The sequence below is a fragment of the Gardnerella sp. DNF01157 genome (genome assembly GCF_049244225.1).
Taxonomy (GTDB): Bacteria; Actinomycetota; Actinomycetes; order Actinomycetales; family Bifidobacteriaceae; genus Bifidobacterium; species Bifidobacterium leopoldii.
This window is the reverse complement of record NZ_CP058388.1, coordinates 419,559-441,905: the sequence shown is the minus strand read 5'-3', so window position 1 is coordinate 441,905 and position 22,347 is coordinate 419,559. Positions and strand designations below refer to the sequence as shown.

The following is a 22,347-nucleotide window of genomic DNA, read 5'->3' as shown; positions in this document are numbered from 1 at the left end:
TTTGGCTCAATTGTGAAGCACGGTGTGCTTCACATGCCAAATCAGCCGAACGGCTATGCCGTGAGGAATATGCGCGAAGACAGGTCGTCAGCGCACACAAACCACAACCAAATTCCCAATGTGCCCACATGTGAGTCTTCCCTGCCTTCGTCAATCGAGACGAAGGCAGACCTCGCTTGCGTTGAAAGCACACTGTGCTTTCAACTTGAGCAAGCTCGGCGCTCCGAGTTGCCTTCGCGCGCTACGCTCTATGCGCGAAGGCAGGTCGTCGCGCACAGCTAACACAAAATCAGTTAAGTCGCAGGTTGTATAGCGGCAAAATCTCTTGATTCATGTCAAAAGGCATTCCTTCAAGATTCTTCATTTTCGCAGTTACAACGCGATAGTTAAACAGCCAATCAGCAGGAGCATCCTCGCTAATAATTCGCGCAGCTTTAGCAAGCAATTTATCTGACTCTTTAGGATCCGCACAAAGCATAGCTTTAGCATACAAATCCTGGACTTGCTTATTGTCGTAACCGTAGTAATACGTAGGATCCGCCCACTGCCCAAAATCGTGACTCTCATTGTGATCAACCATCGACAAATCATACTGCTTATTCTTATAAACATCTTGAAGCCAAGTAGTAAACTCAACAATATTAACTTTCAAATTGATTCCAATAGGCTTCAATTGCGAGCGCAGCTGATCGCCAATTTGCGTGCCGTAAATATTCGGATAAGTAAGCGTCAAATCCATAGGATGAGATTCGTCAAATCCGACTTCCTTCATTAGCTCCTTAGCGCGCTGCAAATCATGAGGATACAGCTTAGTTAAATCCTCATAACCAGGGTCAAGAGAAGGAATTGGACCACCAAGAGCTAAATCCGTGCCGCCACGAGATGCAATAATTTGCTTGTGATCAATCGCGTAACGAATAGCTTTGCGCACGCGCTTATCCTTAGTACGTTCGCCTTTCATATTCATAGCTAGAACAAATTTATCTGTGCCATTACCTGCACTGACATCGTAACGCTTGGAATCATCTTTAAAAGGCTTAGCAAGTTGACCAGAAATAGGAGCTAATGCTTGCACAGAACCGGAAGAAAGTGCGTCAACCGCTGCGTTATCGTCAACAAAATAGCGAACTACTATCTTATTAGTTTGCGCACGATGAATACCTTTATAACGCGGATTTGCTTTTAAAACAACACGATCATTTGGCACAAATTTGTCAATTAAATACGGTCCAGAACCAACTGCTTGAGTTTTTGCATCATACTTTGCGCTTTTATCAAAAACTAAACCTGAACGACTGCAAAGTGCCCACAAAAGCTTAGCATTTGGCTCTTTAAGAGTGATTTCAAACGTGTAATCATCTTTTGCTTTAGCAGACTCAACTTTTCCAACCATGTTAGAGCCGCGATATTTTTTAGCAATAAGCTCGCTAAACGACCATTCTGCATCATGCGCAGTAAGCTTATTGCCGTTAGAAAATACAGCACCCTTACGCATGTGGAATGTGTAACGCAAACCATCTTTACTTACTTCCCAGCTTTGAGCTAACGAAGGAACTACCTGATTAGTAGCATTGCGAGCAACTAAGCCTTCATACACGTTACCAATAAGCAACTGGTCGAGTGAGGAACCTGATTGATTACGGATATCAAGATTCGTAGGAGCTAACTTTAGACCTATAGATACAGTTTTGTTCGAAATTTCCGATACTGAATTTGATTTATTTGGTTTATTAGATGTAGTAAGAGTTGCAAAAATTGCACTAAACACTACTACCAAAACAATAGCTAAGCTAAATAGCCAGATCTTGCCCATTTTGCGTTTCGAGCCTGAATAAGCATATTTTTCAGCTTCATTCAGCGAAGAGTCAGTGCTCGCAGCGAAAGAAGTGCTTTTATTAGTCTCATTGTTAGTTTTACCGGAGAATTTTTCAGTCGCGCCGTTTTCTTCGTGCACGCTTTCCTCAGGTTTGCTGTTAGCCATACCATAAACCTTTCTTAATGGCATATAAACATTATTTATTTGTTATTATTTATTTCTTTATTTATTCTTTATTTATTCTTGTCTTATAGCTCGCCGCTTTATTGGAAATGCACATTTGCAAACATAACTATTTGCATACCACATAAACCCAAATACAAGTCGACTGCATTACTAATCGTAGTCGATTGACAAGCCAGTCTCATCTATGGCGCGTCCAAAAAATCAAATCATATTTTGTATATTTTTGTAATATTTTTATACCAATACATATGAGATATATCCTACGAATGTGGTTAAATTCCAACAGAACGTAAACTTGCAAACGTACGCAATAATCGACATAAGATTAAAGCGTAGAAGCGCGCAAATTCACGAAATATTAAGATGCATACACGTATCTCATATGTTAAAGCTCATATGTTAAAGCTAAAGCGAGGAATGATGGCTGAGAACTTGAATACTACGGTAACTGTGAACGAATCCTCGGATCCGCAAAACAAAAGCGGCGAAGACCGTACAGCATTGAACCGTCAACTGGCACAAATGCTTAAAGGCGGCGTGATTATGGATGTCACCACCCCAGAGCAGGCGCGAATTGCTGAGGATTCTGGCGCGTGCGCAGTTATGGCTTTGGAACGTATTCCTGCTGATATTCGCGCAGCCGGCGGCGTTTCTCGTATGAGCGACCCAGCAATGATTCACGGCATTCAAGAGGCTGTATCTATTCCTGTTATGGCAAAATGCCGTATCGGTCACTTTGTTGAAGCACAAGTGCTTGAAGCTATCGAGATCGACTACATCGACGAAAGCGAAGTGCTTTCTCCAGCCGACGACGTGTATCACATCAATAAGCGCGATTTTGCTGTGCCTTTCGTTTGCGGCGCTAAGGATTTGGGCGAAGCTTTGCGCCGAATTAACGAAGGTGCTTCCATGATTCGCACTAAGGGCGAGCCTGGAACTGGAGACGTGATTCAGGCTGTGCGTCACATGCGCATGATGAATTCCGCAATTCGTAAGCTTACAAGCATGCGCGAGGATGAGCTTTTTGAAGAAGCCAAAAATTTGCGCGTGCCTTTCGAACTCGTAAAATACATTGCACAAAACGGCAAGCTTCCTGTTGTTAACTTCGCAGCCGGCGGCGTTGCTACCCCAGCCGACGCTGCTTTAATGATGCAGCTTGGTGCCGAAGGCGTATTCGTTGGCTCCGGCATCTTTAAGTCTGGAGACCCAGCAAAGCGCGCTGCCGCAATCGTTAAGGCTGTAACTAATTACAAGGATGCCAAGATGATTGCTCAACTTTCCGAAAACTTGGGCGAAGCTATGGTTGGCATTAACGAGCAGGAAATCAAGCTTTTAATGGCTGAGCGAGGCGAGTGATTTTGTCAAACTCACCTACCAATACTGATAACTCCGCTCATACTGTAGCAGTTTTAGCTGTTCAAGGTGCTTTTCTTGAACATCGCTTAATGCTTGAAAAATTAGGCGCGCACGTTATTGAACTTCGTCAAGCGCGCGACTTGGAGCAGTCTTTTGACCGCTTAGTACTTCCGGGCGGCGAAAGCACTGTGCAAGCTAAGCTTCTTCGTGAGCAAAATATGCTCGAACCTTTGCGCGAGCGCATTGCAGAAGGAATGCCTGTTCTTGGCACTTGCGCAGGTTTGATTTTGCTTGCGAAAAACGTGGAAGGTGACGAAGTAAACGGTTTTGGCACTTTAGACGTAACAGTTAAACGCAATGCTTACGGACGCCAGCTCGGAAGCTTCCATTGCGAGGCTGAGTTTGGTGAGCTAGGCAATGTGCCGATGACGTTTATTCGCGCGCCTTACATTGCAGAAGTAGGCTCTAATGCCAAAGCTCTTGCAACTGTAGATGGTCATGTTGTCGCCGCGCGCCAAGGAAAGCAAATCGGCACATCCTTCCACCCGGAGCTTGACGACGATATGCGAATCCATCAGCTTTTCCTGGATTTGTAATCGAATTTGCAATCTTTCGTAAATACAAAAAGCCTTGCAAGGGAGGTCTGTCTTCGTCAATAAAGACGAAGACAGACCTCCCTCACATTTGGAGCACAACACAACCCAAAACCCTCCAAACACGAGCAAAATTACCCACGTTTTGAGCAAAAAACAACAAATAAACGATATTTACTATTAGCGCAAGTTTCGCTGATAAATCGAAGCCATACCTTTGAAAATAAGATCCGGATCGTAATAGTCAATCGATTGCACGTCATTTTCAAAAAGCCTACCCAAACCACCAGTAGCAACTACCTTAAATGGCTCGTCTATTTCAGTTTTAAATTGTGCAATTGTACGCTCAATTCCACCCAAGAAGCTGTAATATAATCCAGCTTGCATTGCGAGTTTAGTAGATTTTGCAAGAACAGACTGCGGTCTAGCTATTTCCACTTCTGGAAGCTGAGCCGTGTTATCCCAAAGTGCCGCAGCTGCAGTACGAATACCTGTGCAAATAAGTCCGCAAGTAATAGCACCACTTTTATCTATATAGTTGTAAGTTGTTGCCGTACCAAAATCAATAACTAGTACAGATCCTCCATACTCACTAAACGCACCAACGCAATCAGCTAAACAATCCGCGCCAAGAGTTCTTGGCTCATCAATACGAATATTCATACCGGTTTTAACACCAGGACCTACAATCATAGGATCAATATGAAGAAATTTGATAATACTAGCACGGAATGAATGCATAACTTTCGGCACAACAGAAGCAACGATAACATCTTCAACATCGTTTATTGTAAATCCGCTTAAATGCAAAAATTGCGCAATCATAATGCCATACTCGTCTGATGTATGATTAGACTTTGTTGTCATACGATAAGTGCCAACAATTTGGTTATTTTCCAAAAAACCCAGCACAATATTCGTATTACCAATGTCTACTGCTAATAACATGTGTGCCTACTTCCTATATTGACATTTACGGATTAATTAAGTTAATCTGCAATCACGCGCGCACGTATTGTATGTGTATTTATACTATCCTATTGTATTTATACTACTTTTGCTAATGATCTTACTTTTACGCAAAATTAAGCTGCTTTTACGAAATCACTTAATTTTAATACGTTACGAAATTATCTAACTACAAATCCTTGATTGTAACCATATTCTTGAAGATCTTTTTCCCACAATAAAAGACCATCTTTTAAAGAAATACGTTTACCAGGATCATCTGGAAGCCACAATTTACTTCCATCATCTTGAGTAACACCAGCATCAATCATGGCTTGCACGTTTAATCTAGCTAAAGATTTAACACTCCAGTCATATGCTTGACCCATAGTTGCTCTAAAATCACTTCGCGAATACACTTCAAAAGGCAAATACCTGTATCCCGTATCCACGCGATTAGCGGCATCTGCAAATACACGATTAAACTTCTGGCCGCCAAAATAAGGTATATCAATGCCTCGTGAATCACGAATAGTAGCTCTATCTAAAAATGACTTATCTCTAAGCGTAACAACATCTGCAGGAAACGCTCCACCATTGACACGAGTACGAATTCCATGCATATCATGGCATACAAAATTCACAAATCGCATTGCTGCTTCAGGCTTACGACTCGATTTAAGCACAGATAACGAAGAACCGCCCATTTCTGCATTACGCTTTTCTCCGTGCATAGTTGGCACATTCGTCACCTTCCACAATCCTGCAGTTCCAGGCACATTTTCCAGAAGCAAAGACGGCATCCAGGCTCCTGAGAAAACAGAAGCAATCTTGCCAGCTCCAACACCGTTCTTCCAGCGTTGACTCCAAGTTGTAGTTCTAATGTCAATCAATCCTTCATCAATCATTGATTGCCAGAACTTTGTAAACTCTTCAGTACCCTTATCTTTGCTCAATCTAACAGTAACTGTTTTCCCATCATGAGAAGTCATAAACGGGTGTCCACCTGCAAGCCAAATCATAGCGTTATAAAAACTTGCGTCACCTGAGTCTGCTGCAATATACACACCGATATCTTTAAGCTTACGAGCAGCGTGACGGTAATCTTCCCAAGTGTGTATTTTTGTGGCATCTACACCAGCCTGCTTAAACACGTCATCATTATAAAACCAAGCCATTGGGCCAGAATCCATTGGCAAACCGTAAACACGTCCACCAAGTTGCACAGAAGACCATGTTCCAGGAGTATAGAATGTGCGAGTATTTTTCACACGATCAGTAATATCTAAAAGCTGTCCACTTACAGCATATTGCGGAAGAGCAAAATATTCTAATTGAACAATATCTGGCATACCATAGCCATCTTGAATAGCGCTATTAAGATTGCTATATCCGCTAGTATCTTTTACAGTTACATGAACATCTGGATTATGTAATTCAAATTCTTCAGCAAGTCGTTTCATGCTTGGTTCCCAAGACCAAACACTAATTTGAGTTCTAGAATCTTTAGTTCCGCATCCGCAAGAAAACAGCAAAGAAAAAACACAAAGTATCGACAGAAGCAAGCGTCCAAAATGATTGCGTTGTTGCAAAATTCTTGCAAATGCAGACATAAGATTTGCCATCCGTTACTTTATGTTACTCAACGTTGTTATGCGCTTACTCAACAGTTACAGACTTTGCAAGATTACGAGGCTTATCAACATCATAACCTTTTAACTTTGCCATATCCATTGCAAATAATTGCAATGCAACTACATCTACAAGAGGACTTAGCAAAGTCGCACATTTAGGACGCCAGAACACAATATCTGCATAGCGAGAAGCATCTGGATCACCCTCTTCTGCAACAGCTATAGTGAAAGCTCCGCGCGCTTTAACTTCTTCAATTCCAGAAATAACTTTCGCATGAAGCACATCACGACCGCGAGAAGATGGCACAATCACAACTACCGGCTCACCTTCATCTACAAGCGCAATAGGACCGTGCTTAAGCTCACCCGCAGCAAAACCTTCAGTAAAGGTATACGCAATTTCCTTAAGCTTCAACGCACCTTCTAGCGCAACAGGATATCCAACATGTCGACCTAAGAAAAGGAAAGATTTAGCTTCCAGAGTATGCTCAGCAGCTTTCATAATTGATTCAGATTGTGTATCAAGTACATGCTGAATTTTATCCGGCATCTCTTTTAATTGCGCAACGATTTGCTGAATTTCGTCGCGATACATAGTGCCTTTTACTTGCGCCAAAAACAGACCAAGCATATAGGCTGCAACTATTTGCGCAACAAAAGCTTTAGTAGATGCAACTGCTATTTCTGGACCTGCATGCGTGTAAAGAACTGCATCAGATTCGCGCGGAATGCTAGAACCTTGCGTATTGCAAATTGCAAGAACTCGACTACCTTGCTCGCGCGCATGGCGCAAAGCCATAAGCGTGTCCATTGTTTCACCAGATTGCGAAATAGCAACAACCAGCGTGCGATGAGTCAAAATAGGATCACGATATCTAAACTCATGCGCTAATTCAACTTCTACAGGCACACGAACCCAATGCTCGATAGCATATTTTGCAACCAATCCGGCATAACTTGCAGTTCCGCAAGCAACAACAATAATTTTATCTATTGAACGCAAAACATCTTGGCTAATATGCACTTCATCTAGCACAATATTTCCTTGCGCATCAAAGCGACCTCGCAAAGTGTCAGCGACAGCATGTGGATCCTCATGAATTTCCTTATCCATAAAGGAATCCCAACCGCCTTTTTCTACTGCAGAAGCATCCCAATCAACCGTAAAACAAGTAGGATTTTCAACAATATTATTGTCAAAATCAGTTAGAAGCAAAGATGCCTTGCCGCTGCCATCTACATCTCCAATGCACACAGCTTGATCTTGACCAACTTCCAAGACTCGATCCGTATAAGCAACAAAAGCTGCAACGTCAGAGCCAAGGAAATATTCACCGTCTCCAAGACCTACGACCAAAGGCGAATCGTGACGAACAGCAGCCACAATACCAGGCTGACGAACGTCAACAGCAAGTAATGTGAAAGCTCCTTTTAACATTTTTGCAGTACGACGAAGAGCTGTGAATAAATCAGGCTTACCAGTTTCGTTTACAATATCATTCGCAATTTTGCCAAGTAATTTTGCAGCAACTTCAGTATCTGTTTGAGAAGAAAATTCGTATCCTTCTTCGTGAAGCTGCTCTTTTAATACAACAGCATTTTCAATAATGCCATTATGAATAAGCGCGATTTTGCCATCTGCACTAGTATGAGGATGCGCATTAATGTCACAAGGAGCACCATTAGTAGCCCAACGAGTATGACCAATAGCTGCACTCGCTTCAGGCATAGGGTTTGCATCAATATCATTGCGAAGAACAGATAAACGACCAGCTTTCTTTCTCACAGTCGCACATTTCATCCCAGGAGCAACTAAAGCTACGCCCGAAGAGTCATATCCGCGATATTCTAGACGCTCTAACCCACCTAAACAAACTTCTAAAGGTTTTGCACAAACTTTTCCAAAACCTGCGTATCCTACAATGCCACACATAATCTTCTATTGTACGTTATGCGAGCGAGTGCACGCCAGAGAAGCACACAAAAACTATGCAAAACTACATAAATAAGATACGTTTCTTACGTAAATTACAATACGTGATTTAGGAAATCTTTAAAACGATCAGTTTGCGGATTAGTAATAATATCTGCACTACCCTGCTCAACTATGACACCGCCATCCATAAACACAACCTGATCTGCAACCTCACGCGCAAAACCAATTTCGTGAGTTACTACAATCATAGTCATGCCATCTTTAGCAAGATTTCGCATAACGGTTAACACTTCACCTACAAGCTCTGGATCTAGCGCAGATGTTGGCTCGTCAAATAGCATAATTTCCGGTTTCATAGCAAGAGCGCGAGCAATTGCAACGCGCTGCTGCTGACCGCCTGAAAGTTCTGCAGGATAATGGTTCATACGCTCATCCATGCCAACTCGCTTTAGTTCTTCAATAGCTAAATCGCGCGCTTCTTGAGCTTTCATATGCATAACATGAACAGGAGCTTCCATAACGTTCTCTAAAGCCGTCATATGAGGGAATAAATTAAAACGCTGGAATACCATGCCAAGCTTCGCACGCTGTTGAGCAATTTCTTTGTCGTTAAGAGCCTGCAGACATTTCTCACCTTTATGCATTACTTGCTTTACACCGATGCGCTCGCCATAAATACTTATACTTCCTGCAGTCAAAGTTTCTAGTTGATTAATTAAACGCAATAACGTCGATTTTCCAGAACCGGACGGACCCAAAATAACTGTTACGCTACCTGGATTCACTGTCATATTAATACCGTTAAGTACATGCAATTGACCGAAAGATTTCTGCACGTCGTTAATAGCAACCGCAGGAAGATTAGATTTTGCTTCTACCATTTATTCACATCCAATTTGTTTGTTTCATGCAAAATTTAAAGTTTACAAAGAAAAATATTTAAAATTTAAGCTATTATGCGTTTATTTAGGCATTAAATCCGAGCATAGCAGCATCATTTCGTCCTTTAACATTTTTCCGTTTAGCATCTAATGATTGATCGCCGCGCTGATCAGAATCAGTATTAAGTTGAGCATGCTTTACAATATCTCTTGCTTCAAAACCTTTAGCAAAATGCTTCTCGAGCATGTATTGCAAAACCATCAAAATGGAAGTAATAATCAAATACCAAATACTCGCAACAAGAAGAAGCGGAATTGGTTTATAGATACGGTTAGCAATAGCATTTGTAGCAAATTGCAATTCAAGAGTAAACGGAACTGCAAGAACTAACGAAGTCGTTTTTAGCATACCGATTGTTTCGTTACCAAGCGGAGGAACAATAATACGCATTGCTTGAGGAAGAATTATACGCCTCATAGTTAAAGCTCTACCCATTCCAAGAGCCTTAGCAGCTTCAACTTGTCCACTATCGACAGCTTCCAATCCTGCGCGAACAATTTCCGACAAATAAGCCGATTCATTCAAAGACAAACCAACTACAGCAGCAGTAAGAGAAGTCATAATTACATTAGAATCAATAGACCAAAATTCTACAGAAGTAAAAGGAATACCAATACCAATTCTCGGCACAAGAACCGCAAACATGCCCCAAAATACAAGCTGCGTATAAACAGGAGTACCACGGAAAAACCAAATAAAGAACCAACTTACGCCACGAAGCACAGGATTAACTGACTTACGCATCATCGCTAAGCCTACAGCAAACACGATTGAAATTACCATAGCAATTAGCGTAAGAAGTAACGTCCAGCCAATACCAGAAAGCACATTATCGCTTATTAGATATATTCCAACTACTTCCCATTCAAAACGAGGGTTAGTAATAATACTGTAAAGAAGCGAACATGCTATTACAGCTACAATGACTCCGGCAATAATAGGTCCTGGCTTTTTTACTGGCAAAATACGTTCAGAGTTAGCTACTCCGGACTTGCTCTTAGCAGAGTTACCAATTAAAGAATTCAAAATATGCTCCAATAAGTACGTTTATACAAAAACAGCAAAGTAAAGAAACAATCTGAGCCGAGAATTAAATCACGACTCAGATTAACGATATCATTTTAGATAATTATTCAATTATTTGATAGCTAAAGTTTGATAGCTAAAGTTTTATAGTTTTGGATTAACTACAGACTTTTCAATAGCAACATCTTCAACGCCCCACTTCTTCAAGATATCCTTGTAGATGCCGGACTTCATAAGCTTATCAATACCAGCTTTTACAGCCTTCAACATCGCTGCATCACCCTTTTTAACAGCCGCTCCCATTGGTTCAGAATCCTTGCTGTTTTCCAAAATTTCAAGCTTTCCAGGATTCTTAATTGAAGCGTAACCGGCAACAGGAGTATCTGCATACATAACATCAGCGCGACCGGAAAGAAGTGCGGTAGTTGCGTCAGTTTGCTCCTTGAAGCTCATGATTTCAAGAGGCTTATTCCCTTTAGCTGCGCACTGTTTCTTTGCTTCCTCCATAATAGGTTCGCCAACAGTTCCAGTTTCCAAAGTTACTTTCTTGCCACAAAGGTTCTTTGGATCTACCTTAGTAGGATTTCCCTTGCGCACTTCAAAAGACAAGCCTGCGTTGGCATAAGTAATAAAGTCTACAGACTTCATACGTTCAGCATTTACTGTAAAACCAGAAATACCGACATTATATTTGCTTCCTATTGCTGGAATGATTGAGTCAAACTGAGCATGCATAATTTTTGCTTTTAAGCCCATGACCTTTGCAAGAGCCTTCGAAAAATCAATTTCGTAACCTACAGGAGTTTTACCGTCTGCAGCAAAGAATTCTGCAGGGGCATAACTTACGTTTACACCAACAGTTAACTCTCCTGTTTTTGCAACTTCTGCTGGTACCAATGCTGCAACAGCATCATCTTTTTGCACATGACTTATATCATAGCTACGAGCAACATCAGGGTCTGCTTCTTTAGAATCAGCAGGTCCACATGCAGCAATACTGCCAATCATTACTAAAGATGCAACAATAGCAACAGGCTTCATAGATTTAAACATAGTTCTTCTCCTCATGTATGTACTAAGAATCTATAATTTGCATTAATGTGTATAACTATACACGATAACCCTACAAATTCAACAGCCTTTTATACGATTATTGAATATACGAAGATACTCATGCAGTACATCTGCACAATAATTATGCTTTTCATAAACAAAAACTGCATATTATTCGCAATAATGTATAATATGTGCGTGTCGTATTGTCGCACTTTCTATCCCATACGAAGCGCACATGTGTTTCAAAAACGTATAAAAAGAAACATCAACTCTTAATCAATACTACGAGAACGCAGATTACGGTAACGCATTTCACGCAAAGCCTCTCGCTTATCTTGCTCCTCACGCAAAGCCTGACGCTTATCAAATTCCTTTTTACCGCGCGCTAAAGCAATTTCTACTTTTACGTAGCTTCCCTTAAAATACAAACGCAAAGGCACAACAGTGTAGCCTTTCGCCTCAGTTTGCCTAGAAAGCTTAGCAATCTCAGCAGCATGAAGCAGAAGCTTACGCTTGCGCTTAGGAGCATGATTATTCCATGTGCCGTTTAAATATTCAGGAATATTTGCTCCTTCAAGCCACATTTCACCACGACGATCAATATTCACAAATGATTCAGCTAAAGAAGCACGCCCTTCGCGAAGTGACTTAACTTCAGTACCAGTAAGAGCAAGACCTGCTTCATAACAATCTTCAATTACATAATCATGATGCGCTTTACGGTTTTGTGCCACAGTAACAGTGCCATCTTGCGCAGGCTTATTTGCCATAATTCCCCTCCAGTACACATCACACACAAAAGAAACTTGCCATAAGATACTACTATCTTATGGCAAGAACAATAAGTCGTAAATCTTACAACGTTTTCAATTTCAATAAATTGAAAACTATGAAGTGCTTATATTTAATAATGAATGTACTCATAATCGCCTGGATTATAAATAGTTTCATAAGCAGGGAATGTTGCAAAACCAGTTCCACCTTCAGAAATAAGAACTGATCCATCAGCATTCACACGTTCCACAACCGCAACATGTCCATATTGCCAATCAGCATTCCAATTACCAACACGTTGGCCACGAGCAAACACCATAACAGCACCAACATGTGGAATTCTATTAACTAAATATCCAAGCCTACGAGCAGTATTCGCCCACTCAGCACCATTACCCATGTAGGAGCCAACAGGCAGACCAAGTTGCGAACGACGCAAATAAGCCCATAACGTGCATTGACGAGCAGGATAAGCAGAACCACCAACAGTGTTTCCAGTATTATGCCCGTAGCAGAACTTAGAACCTTCTGCGCAATTTCCAGGAACAGTATAATTCATACCATTAGCAGAGCCATTAGAAAGTTGCATCGGAGGAAGGTAAACATTCTTCCCAGAACTTCCATTCAATTGCTGACGATTACCAGCATTCGGATCGGCTTTAGCGAATGACTTATTAGCAAGAGCACGCGCTTGAGCATCGATGGCAGATTTCATTGCTATAATTTCTGCAGCCTCACGCGCAGACTGAGAAGTCAAACTACTCTTTTGACCTTCCAGCTGCTTACGAATCTCTTCACCATGATCTCGCAAACTTTGCAAGGACTTTTTGCGATCATTGGCAGCTTTCGCAGCGATTTGAGCACTTTGCGCTTGGGTATCCGCCTGCTGCTTTAACTTGGTTATTTCTGCTTCAATAGCAGCCAAACGCTGACGACGATTCATAGAAGTATTCAACTTAATAGCAGCATCATTAGCAGCATTTGCTTCACTTCTAGCAACAGCAGCCTCGGATTGTAACTTTCCAACAAACTGTTCTGTAGTAGTTGATTTAGTAACAATATCCATAACATTAGATGCCTGAGAACCATGGAAACTCTTACGAGCAAGCTGTGCTACAGCAGCCTTAGCATCATCAAAATCTTCACCAGTTTTTTTAATTTTCTCTTCCAAATCACGCTTATCTTTTTGTGCAGACTCTAGACGCTGCTGCGTTGATTCTACAAGACTGCGCGCCTGAGAAGCTTGCTCTTCTGCTTGTTGAGCAGCTCGTATTTGATTTGGAATTTTATGTTCATTTAAATCATTCAATTCAATGATCTTATTTGCAAGTTGTTTACTTACGCCAGCAAGTTGGCGCTTCAAATTCTCGTTTCGTTGTATTTTGCGCCTATATTCCTTCATGTTGACAGCACTTGCTGTAGACGCATTAAATAATGCACCAGCAACACCAGCAAACATCATTGAAATAGCAACTATTAAACTCACTACAGTATGAGTGCGTCGAATTGCATACATGCTATGTCGATCTTCGCTCATATCACTTCCCTTTCAACATCACTATTGCGAATTATACCGTAATGCAAGGAATCACGCGAGTTTCTACTTCAAATCTTCTAAAATAGTACTTTTACAATACTCATACGAAAATAACGCAAATAATTACACACCTATTATTTTGCATTTTAAGCTTTTAAGTATCGTCTCAAAGCAATAGCAGAAGCAACTATAGATAACACCACTGCACCAGCTACAAGTATTGGAACGCATAGCCACACAGTTGTTTGAGTAACAAATGGCATCCAACGCACATTCCGCGCAAGCCAATCAGTTACAAAAATTTTAACTACTAAACTTAGCGCAGCACCAGCAAGTAAAGAACCTACAAACGACGCGAACGCTCCTTCAAGAATAAACGGCATACGAATAGTCCAGTTAGAGGCACCAACTAAGCGCATAATTTCGGTTTCTTGACGACGGCTAGCAGCAGACATTCGAATCGTAGTGCCAGTAAGCATAATAGCCACAACAACCATAACCGCTGCAAGCACAATTGTCACAACAGTAGCGCGATTAAGCACACTGAAAACAGGATCAAAAATCTGACGCTGATCAACAACTTCTTCCACACCATCGCGTCCAGAAAGAACTTCTGAAACAACCTGATATTTCATAGGATTAGTAAGCTTCAAGCGCAACGAATCTTGCATGTCTGCCGCAGTTAAAGTACGTCCTTGATACATTCCGTTAGGATATTGCTTTAAGAATGTGTTTTTATAAAATTCGTTGCGGCTAACATAAGTGATATTTGAAACATCATCGCCTAATTCTTGGTGAATAATATGCTCCAATTTTACAATTTCGGCACTAGTAGGCGCTTTTCCAGAAGCACAAGAAGGAGATTGGCTAGTTCCATCCGGGCACAGCCAGGCAACCACTTCTACTTTGTCATACCAGTCACCTTTTGCCTTGGTAATCTGCGCTTGCATAAGCACTGAAACACCAATAAAAAGGAAAGAAATGAACGTTACAAGCATAACCGAAAGAATCATCGAAACATTACGACGCAAACTAATGCAAGTTTCGGAAAAAATAAATCGTAAACGCATTACTCTGCTCCTTCAGTTTTATTAATGTCATTATTGCTATCGTCAACACTAATGTTCTCATTATTAGTATTTTCAGCTGCAACAGGTGGCTTAGGCGGAGCTGGAGGCATAGGAGGAAGCTGAGATTTACGCTCAGATTCAGCATCGGATTGCAACTTACTTTCTGCTTCTGATTGCAACTCATCGCTAGTTTCGGATTGTGATTCTCCGCTCACTTCAGAGTTTTCAGTAGATTCAGTAGATTCAGTAGTTTCATTAGTTTCATTAGTTTCAGCAGTTTCGTGAGATTCGGCAGTTTCATAGGATCCTTTATTATCTTCCGAAATCTCAACTTCTGAATCATTCTCTTCAACATCTTCATTATCGTTTGCAGAAATCAATCCACGTCCCCAAGTCATTGTTGTTTCCAAAGACTGGAACACTTCGCCATAACGACCAGTCCTGCCAGAATGGACAGACTGAGCCAAACGTGCAATTCCTTCATTCTCTGAAGTATCACTCTTCAACGATTGCGTTACCATGTCAACAACTTCACGCGCCTGAGCAGCACGTTGAGCTTTTTTAGAAAGCCTCTTATGACGTTCAGTATGCTCAGATTGAGCAATTGATTTTTGAGCATCACGATCTGATTGATCTTGAGAATTTTCAACAGTTTGTTGTGCTTTAGAATTATGCTCAACTTCACTATCCGGGAAATACAATGCAGAATCATATGATCCTTCACGCTCATCACGCACAATTTTGCCGGCATGAAGCTCCACAACGCGCTTACGCATTGAGTTCACAATTTCCTCATTATGCGTAGCCATAACAATCGTTGTGCCAGTTCGGTTAATAGCATCCAAAACTTCCATAATTCCAAGAGAAGTAGTTGGATCCAAATTACCAGTAGGCTCATCTGCAAGAATAATTTGAGGGTGATTGACATATGCGCGAGCAATTGCAACTCGCTGCGCCTCACCACCAGAAAGCTCATGTGGGTAATTATTTTCTTTACCAGTCAAACCAACCGTTTCAAGAACACGAGGAACAAGTGAACGAATCGTAGACCGACTCGTGCCGATCACTTCCAAAGCAAAAGCAACATTTTGGTAAACTGTTTTATTATTAAGCAGCTTATAATCCTGAAAAATAAAGCCAAGAGATCTACGATACTGCGGCACCTGTCGGTTAGAAAGTCTGCGCAAATCGTTACCAGCTACGTGAATTTCCCCACCATTTGCTTCTTCTTCGCGAAGCAGCAAACTAAGCAATGTAGTTTTACCAGAACCGGAAGCGCCAACAAGAAACACAAAATCTCCGCGATCTACATGCAAAGACACATCGTCTAATGCAGGACGTGTACCTCGAGGATATATTTTTGACACATGATCTAATGAAATCAGCGACATTGTTTCAATTCCTTCCGAAGATTATGTGTAATCGTTGGTTTTTAGTTCTAGCTTTAGTTTTTTAAGATTCTGCTTCAGCTTCTTTTTGAGCTGCGACTCGCTGCTCGTGACGCCAACGAATACCAGCTTCAATAAAACCGTCAATATCGCCGTCAAAAACAGCCTGAGTTTGCGAAGTTTCGTAGCCAGTGCGCAAATCCTTCACCATCTGATAAGGGTGAAGCACGTAGGAGCGCATTTGATCACCCCAACTTGCCTTAATATCTCCAGCAAGTTCCTTCTTTTTTGCAGCTTCCTCAGCATGCTTAAGCACAAGCAAACGCGATTGCAAAACTGCCATTGCAGCGGCGCGGTTCTGAATCTGGCTTCGCTCATCTTGCATAGAAACAACCAAGCCGGTTGGCAAATGCGTAATACGAACAGCAGAATACGTAGTGTTCACGCCCTGACCTCCTGGCCCTGAAGCTTGGAAAGTATCCACGCGAATATCCGAATCCGGAATATCAATATGATCCGTAGCTTCAACAAGAGGAATTACTTCAACAGCAGAAAAACCAGTTTGGCGACGTCCTTGATTGTCGAATGGCGAAATACGAACCATTCTGTGAGTGCCACCTTCTACAGAAAGACGACCATACGCGTACGGGGCATCCACTTGGAAAGTGGCTGATTTAATACCAGCTTCTTCTGCATAAGACGTGTCCATCATCTTAGTTTTATAGCCGTTTCGCTCAGCCCAGCGCAAGTACATACGAAGAAGCATTTGAGCAAAATCGGCAGCATCCACACCGCCCGCACCAGAACGGATCGTAACAACCGCAGAACGAGCGTCATACTCGCCGTCAAGAAGAGTCTGAACTTCCATATCGTCCAACTCGTGAGCAATATTTCCAAGCTCTTCTTGAGCCTCATTCATTGAATCAGCATCGCCTTCTTCTTCACCAAGCTCAATTAAAGTCTTAGTATCTTCAATACGCTGTTCAACAGCTTGCAAACGCTTCAATTGAGACTGAGCTGCAGAAAGCTTACTCGTGACTTGCTGAGCATGCTCAGAATCGTCCCAAAGTCCAGGCTCTGCAGCCTGCTTTTCTAAATCAGCAATCGTAGCCTTCAACGAATCGACATCTAGTGCTTTAGAAATCAAAGAATACTTTGCTTCAACATCATTTAACGCTTGGGAAAAATCAAATTCCGCCATTTACTTAAAGTACCTCTTTACATACCTGTTTTACGCAATTACTACTCGCAAAATACTTACAAAATCAACTATTGATAAGTTTAGCGCACGGTCAAAATCTCAGGACCGTTTTCCGTAATTGCAATCGTATGCTCAGTGTGTGCACCGCGAGAACCATCAGCAGAGCGAAGAGTCCAACCATCCTTAGGATCCTGGTAAATTTCGTCAGTAGTCTTTAAGAACCATGGCTCAATTGCAATCACAAGACCTGGGCGAAGCTTGTAGCCATGGTGAGCAGTTCCATCGTTAGGAACATGCGGATCGCCGTGCATAATATGACCGACTCCGTGACCGCCAAACTCAAGATTTACGCTATAACCATACTCGTGAGCAACGCAACCAACAGCTGCAGAAATATCGCCAAGACGGTTGCCAGGCTGAGCCATATTAATACCAGCCTCAAGAGCTTCCTCAGTGCACTTAATTAAGCGTAAATCCTCAGGATCAGCATGCTTTCCAACCACAAAACTAATAGCGGAATCACCAACCCATCCATCGACGTTAATTGCCAAATCAAGGGTCAACAAATCGCCGTCTTTAAGGTTATAATCAAAAGGAACTCCGTGAAGGACAGCATCGTTTACAGAAGTGCAAATATAGTGCGCAAAAGGACCTGTACCAAAATCAGGAGCGTAATCAACATAGCAAGAAGACGCACCTTTGCGGCTCATAATTCGCTGACGAACGAAGTCATCAATCTCAAGAAGATTCGTGCCAACTTTGGTCATTGCTTTCAAGTCTTTAAGAATACTACCGACGAAGCGACCTGCAGGCTTCATCGCTTCAATTTCAGATGGAGTTTTAAGTTCAATCATGCTTCAAGACTAACGCGCAGGCACGAAAATAAAGCAAAATATAGCGAAAATACTAACTAATAGTGTCGCTTAATACTTGTAAGCTAATCACATGTCTAACAACAATGAAAACAATAGTAATAATAGTAATAATAAGGAATCGCAGAAGGAAATTTCTGCTGTAGATTTCGACCCTGCCTCCTTCTCGTCGGCTACTCGTCCACAAGACGATTTATTCCGTTACGTAAATGGTCCTTGGATTGACACTTACACTCTCCCAGAAGACAAACCAATGTATGGTGCTTTCCACAAGCTTGCAGAAGATGCAGAAAAGCAAATTCGAGATATTTTAGAAAACGAAAATTGCCCAGCCAAAAAGTCGCAAACCTTATACCGTAACTATTTGGATACCGCATCTATTGAAAAAGCTGGAATTACGCCAATTAAGGGCGATCTAGACGCTGTGGATTCAGCAGAAACTAAGGAAGATTTGGTTCGCACTATTGGCGCGCTTAATCCGTACGGCGGTCCAGATGCAATGTTTTATTTTGGAGTTTACGGAGATCCTAAAGATCCTAAGACGAATATTATGCATATTGAGCAATCGGGATTGGGCTTGCCAGACGAAGCATACTATCGCGAAGATAACTACGCTCCAATTCGCACTGAATATGTAAAAATGGTAGCTTCGTTGTTGAGATTGGCTGGTTACGGAGATACCGCCACTACCCAAGCTCAAGCCGAGCGTTTTTTGAATGTTGAAACTAAAATCGCGAAGCATCATTGGGATAACGTGGCAACTCGCGATTCTCAAAAAACTTATAATCCTTGCAATTATGCTGATTTGGCAAAAAATCTTGAAGCGCTGAATCTCGACGCTTTCTTAGATGCTGCACAAAAAGCGTACGAAACTTGCGAAGAAGCAGAACATCAACCAATCAATCTTCGTGAAGCTTTTAGCAAAGTAGTAGTTCACGAGCCAAGCTTTATAGAAGGATTGAATAAGATTTGGCAGGAAACTAACTTAGAAGATTTAAAGCTTTGGGCACGCGTGCACGTGATTTTGTGCTGGGCAATCTTACTGAGTGAAGACTTTGCCGAAGCTAGATTCGACTTCTACGGCAAGGTGCTTTCTGGAGCCACAAAGCAACGCGACCGCTGGAAGCGAGCAGTCGGAGTTGTTGACGATGCCTGCGGCGAGGAAGTTGGACGCGAATACGTGCGATTGCATTTCCCTGAGTCTTCTAAGGAATACATGCAAGGCTTAGTTGACAATCTTATTAACGCTTACCGCGAGTCGATTTCTCACAGCAGCTGGCTTGGCGAGGAAACTAAAGCGAAGGCTTTGGAAAAGATTAGTAAATTTGAGCCAAATATTGGTTACACAAACCATTGGGTTGACTACTCTGCGCTAAATATTAAGGAAGACGCTGATTTAGTTGAGAATATGCGCGAAGTTTATCGATTTGGCTTTGGTAAAAATACTGCAAAAGCCGGAAATCCTGTGGATCGCGAAGAGTGGCAGATGACTCCGCAAACTGTGAACGCTTACTACGATCCTCTGCTGAACGTAATCGTGTTCCCAGCTGCTATTTTGCAACCACCATTCTTTAACCCAAGCGCTCCAGACGCAGCAAATTATGGTGCTATTGGTGCCGTGATTGGTCATGAAATCGGTCACGGTTTTGACGATCAAGGTTGCGAATACGACGGCGACGGCGTACTTAACAATTGGTGGACTGAAGAAGACAAAACCAACTTCACTGAGCGCACTAAGAAGCTTATTGAGCAATACAATGCTTTCACACCAACGCAGCTTATTGTTAAGTACTCTCACTTGAAGAGCAAAGAAGAGCGCAATGCGATGCCTCACGTAAACGGTGCTTTAACAATCGGCGAAAATATTGGCGATTTAAGCGGCGTGACTATTGCGCTTAAAGCATACGCTTTCGCCTTGCAAAAGAGCAAGGGACAAGAAATCAACGGAAGTGATGATGCTATTCGCGAAACCTTGCTTAACGCTCCTGAAGTAGATGGTTTCACTGCTTTGCAGCGATTCTTCTTAAGCTACGCGTTAGTATGGCGTTCCAAGGCTCGTAATGAAATTGCGGAACAGCTGCTTCAAATCGACCCGCACTCCCCAGCCGAATGCCGCACTAACGGCATTGCTCGCAACGTTGACTTGTTCTACGATGCTTTCAATGTTCAAGAAGGCGACGAAATGTGGCTCGACCCAAGCGAGCGCGTGCACATTTGGTAAAGCATCTCAAATTGAGCACAGAAAATAGAAAATAAGAAATAGAAAAGCCTGCAAGCGTTCTTTACTAATCGTTTGCAGGCTTAATTTATATAACCTTATAAGTTTTTATTCTTCCGCAGAGGCAGAACCTGCAGAAACAGCTTCTTCTGCAGCAAAATCTTGCGAAATAGTCTCATTTGAAACAGCTTCTTCTGCTACAGCAGGAGCATTATCAGCAGCATAATCATTATCAACAGCAGCATCAGCAACTTCTGCTACAGCTTCAGCATCAGCAACAGCAGTATCAGTATTAGCAACAGCAGTGTCTACAGAAGCAGCTTTTGTACGCGCATTTTTGCGTGACTTATAAAGTAAAATAGAAAATACAACTACAGCACAAAGAATAATTACCATTGCAATTACAGCAACCACCATTCCAGAAATACCAGTTTTTTCAGTATTTTTAGCGGAATCTTTACTATTTGCAATTTGAGAATTAACCTTATTGGCTAAATGCTTATTTTTTCCAAATGCTTTCTTTTTGCTAGATCTATCACCCTTATGTTTTTTCTTATTTTTATCGTCCTTCTTATCTTTCTTATCTTTTTTATCCTTGTCGTCCTTTTTATCCTTATCGGATTTAGCTGCCTTAGTATTATTCGCTACTGCAGCAGGACGCTGATAAACTTGAGGGCTTCCATAACCAATTTTGCCATCAGGATAGTCAATATCACCGTTATATTCCGACAAAGTTAAATCACCAACAATGCCGTACGGACCGCCTTGAGCTTCACCATAACCAAAGGAGATATTTCGTGGATTCAAAATTTGATACAAATGACCATTCTCGTCAGTAAAGGCACCACGAGTAGCGCGCAATGGTCCCTCTTCATTTTGAATCCATAAACGCATAGAACCAGCAAGATCTGTACCCCAGCTTAAGTTTTCACCCCAAGCTTTTCTACCATTAAAATCAGGTGCGCTTTTACCATCTGGAGCAAAATGACCAAATTTACCATGTTGAGCAGTCTCTTGTGCGCGACGATACGCATCCTCTTCATTTGCGGAATCGTATTGAATATTATTCACATAAGCTTGTTTAGTTAAACCGCAACGACTCACATAATCTTGCAAAGGAATTCCTTCAAAGTAAATACTACGATCGTCGTATAAACGCGAACGTGCATTACGAATTGAAGCCAGCACATAGCGCACTACATCAACAGATCGAACCCAGCCAACACTACGTGCAACGTTTTTTTGTTTAATAATCGGGTTTTTAATAGACAGGTTTGACGTAGACGAATTAGATGCTTCTTTGCTTAATTCTAACGAATTTATGCCCATCAAATTCATATTCATGGAGCTTTGTGCAGACAAGCACACAAAGGATACTACAGCAAGCAGGCTTATCAGCGAACATACAATATGCTTCACTACAGCACTTTTAACTATCGTATTCTTCGAATTCATTGAACTATTCGATTTAAAACCAAATGATTTAAATAAATTAGATGAGCATGAATTTACATGCATAGCTAAATTGCGCACCAATCCCTGCTTATTATTTTTCATAGTAAAAAACTCTTCTTCTGTTCATTCAATGCAACAAATATAGGTTAATAGTATCTCTTAATAAGGAATTATTGCGAAAATGCTTGCAATCTTGCTGTTTTACAAGTGATTTTATTGTCAATATTTTTAATAAATTGTGGTTAAAACATAGCTTTTAACCACAATAAAAGAATTTTCTAGAACAATTCTCGCAAAACATTCATAGTTGTTATTACTGCGGCATTTCCTTGTGGCTGC

17 protein-coding genes are annotated in these 22,347 nt (G+C 41.6%); 3 read left to right on the top strand and 14 right to left on the bottom strand.

Features of this window, described 5'->3' with window-relative positions:
* Nucleotides 1-289: 289 nt before the first annotated feature.
* The gene (locus HXT38_RS01560) at nt 290-1,981 is read right to left on the bottom strand and encodes an ABC transporter substrate-binding protein (RefSeq protein WP_421791928.1); all 1,692 of its coding nucleotides are present in this window, start codon (nt 1,979-1,981) and stop codon (nt 290-292) included.
* A gap of 543 nt (nt 1,982-2,524) precedes the next feature.
* On the opposite strand from HXT38_RS01560, the gene pdxS reads away from it, so the two are divergent.
* Together pdxS and pdxT are read left to right on the top strand one after the other, a co-directional pair.
* Nucleotides 2,525-3,358 (top strand): pyridoxal 5'-phosphate synthase lyase subunit PdxS, encoded by an 834-nt coding sequence (gene pdxS, locus HXT38_RS01555; protein ID WP_421792029.1) that lies wholly within the window; start codon nt 2,525-2,527, stop codon nt 3,356-3,358.
* Nucleotides 3,355-3,954, top strand: a complete 600-nt coding sequence (pdxT, locus tag HXT38_RS01550) for a pyridoxal 5'-phosphate synthase glutaminase subunit PdxT (protein WP_421791926.1) — start codon at nt 3,355-3,357, stop codon at nt 3,952-3,954. The genes pdxS and pdxT overlap by 4 nt, the downstream gene beginning before the upstream one ends.
* Nucleotides 3,955-4,131: 177 nt before the next feature.
* Here the strand turns inward: pdxT and HXT38_RS01545 are convergent, their stop codons facing one another.
* The 12 genes from HXT38_RS01545 to map form a co-directional block, all read right to left on the bottom strand.
* Nucleotides 4,132-4,899: a type III pantothenate kinase gene (locus HXT38_RS01545; protein WP_004107486.1), complete on the bottom strand. Its 768-nt coding sequence runs from the start codon at nt 4,897-4,899 to the stop codon at nt 4,132-4,134.
* A 182-nt stretch (nt 4,900-5,081) separates the two neighbouring features.
* Nucleotides 5,082-6,512: an ABC transporter substrate-binding protein gene (locus HXT38_RS01540; protein ID WP_064340159.1), complete on the bottom strand. Its 1,431-nt coding sequence runs from the start codon at nt 6,510-6,512 to the stop codon at nt 5,082-5,084.
* A gap of 46 nt (nt 6,513-6,558) precedes the next feature.
* Nucleotides 6,559-8,466 (bottom strand): glutamine--fructose-6-phosphate transaminase (isomerizing), encoded by a 1,908-nt coding sequence (gene glmS, locus HXT38_RS01535; RefSeq protein WP_004118863.1) that lies wholly within the window; start codon nt 8,464-8,466, stop codon nt 6,559-6,561.
* 95 nt (nt 8,467-8,561) lie between these two features.
* Entirely contained in the window at nt 8,562-9,350 is a 789-nt protein-coding gene (locus HXT38_RS01530) for an amino acid ABC transporter ATP-binding protein (RefSeq protein WP_004118860.1), read from the bottom strand.
* 85 nt (nt 9,351-9,435) lie between these two features.
* Nucleotides 9,436-10,437, bottom strand: coding sequence for an amino acid ABC transporter permease (locus tag HXT38_RS01525; protein ID WP_174191585.1), 1,002 nt, complete (start codon nt 10,435-10,437; stop codon nt 9,436-9,438).
* A gap of 144 nt (nt 10,438-10,581) precedes the next feature.
* Nucleotides 10,582-11,490: a transporter substrate-binding domain-containing protein gene (locus HXT38_RS01520; RefSeq protein WP_174191586.1), complete on the bottom strand. Its 909-nt coding sequence runs from the start codon at nt 11,488-11,490 to the stop codon at nt 10,582-10,584.
* Nucleotides 11,491-11,765: 275 nt separating this feature from the next.
* Nucleotides 11,766-12,263 carry an SsrA-binding protein SmpB gene (smpB, locus tag HXT38_RS01515; protein WP_004107461.1) on the bottom strand — a complete coding sequence of 166 codons (498 nt, stop codon included), beginning with the start codon at nt 12,261-12,263 and terminating at the stop codon, nt 11,766-11,768.
* 134 nt (nt 12,264-12,397) lie between these two features.
* A complete protein-coding gene (locus tag HXT38_RS01510) occupies nt 12,398-13,804 on the bottom strand; it encodes a CHAP domain-containing protein (RefSeq protein WP_174191587.1) in 1,407 nt (468 codons plus the stop codon).
* A 146-nt stretch (nt 13,805-13,950) separates the two neighbouring features.
* Nucleotides 13,951-14,874 (bottom strand): permease-like cell division protein FtsX, encoded by a 924-nt coding sequence (ftsX, locus tag HXT38_RS01505; RefSeq protein WP_421791923.1) that lies wholly within the window; start codon nt 14,872-14,874, stop codon nt 13,951-13,953.
* A complete protein-coding gene (gene ftsE, locus HXT38_RS01500) occupies nt 14,874-16,265 on the bottom strand; it encodes a cell division ATP-binding protein FtsE (protein ID WP_032842544.1) in 1,392 nt (463 codons plus the stop codon). The genes ftsX and ftsE overlap by 1 nt, the downstream gene beginning before the upstream one ends.
* Nucleotides 16,266-16,326: 61 nt before the next feature.
* Nucleotides 16,327-17,463, bottom strand: coding sequence for a peptide chain release factor 2 (prfB, locus tag HXT38_RS01495; protein WP_004107453.1), 1,137 nt, complete (start codon nt 17,461-17,463; stop codon nt 16,327-16,329).
* Nucleotides 17,464-17,543: 80 nt separating this feature from the next.
* The gene (gene map, locus HXT38_RS01490; protein ID WP_004107450.1) at nt 17,544-18,317 is read right to left on the bottom strand and encodes a type I methionyl aminopeptidase; all 774 of its coding nucleotides are present in this window, start codon (nt 18,315-18,317) and stop codon (nt 17,544-17,546) included.
* Between the two features lie 91 nt (nt 18,318-18,408).
* Between map and HXT38_RS01485 the strand changes: the two genes are divergently transcribed.
* On the top strand, nt 18,409-20,556 hold the full coding sequence (locus HXT38_RS01485) for a M13 family metallopeptidase (RefSeq protein ID WP_004107446.1): 2,148 nt from the start codon (nt 18,409-18,411) through the stop codon (nt 20,554-20,556).
* A 105-nt stretch (nt 20,557-20,661) separates the two neighbouring features.
* On the opposite strand, the gene HXT38_RS01480 is transcribed toward HXT38_RS01485, so the two are convergent.
* The gene (locus HXT38_RS01480) at nt 20,662-22,110 is read right to left on the bottom strand and encodes a CAP domain-containing protein (RefSeq protein WP_004118833.1); all 1,449 of its coding nucleotides are present in this window, start codon (nt 22,108-22,110) and stop codon (nt 20,662-20,664) included.
* Between the last annotated feature and the right edge of the window lie 237 nt (nt 22,111-22,347).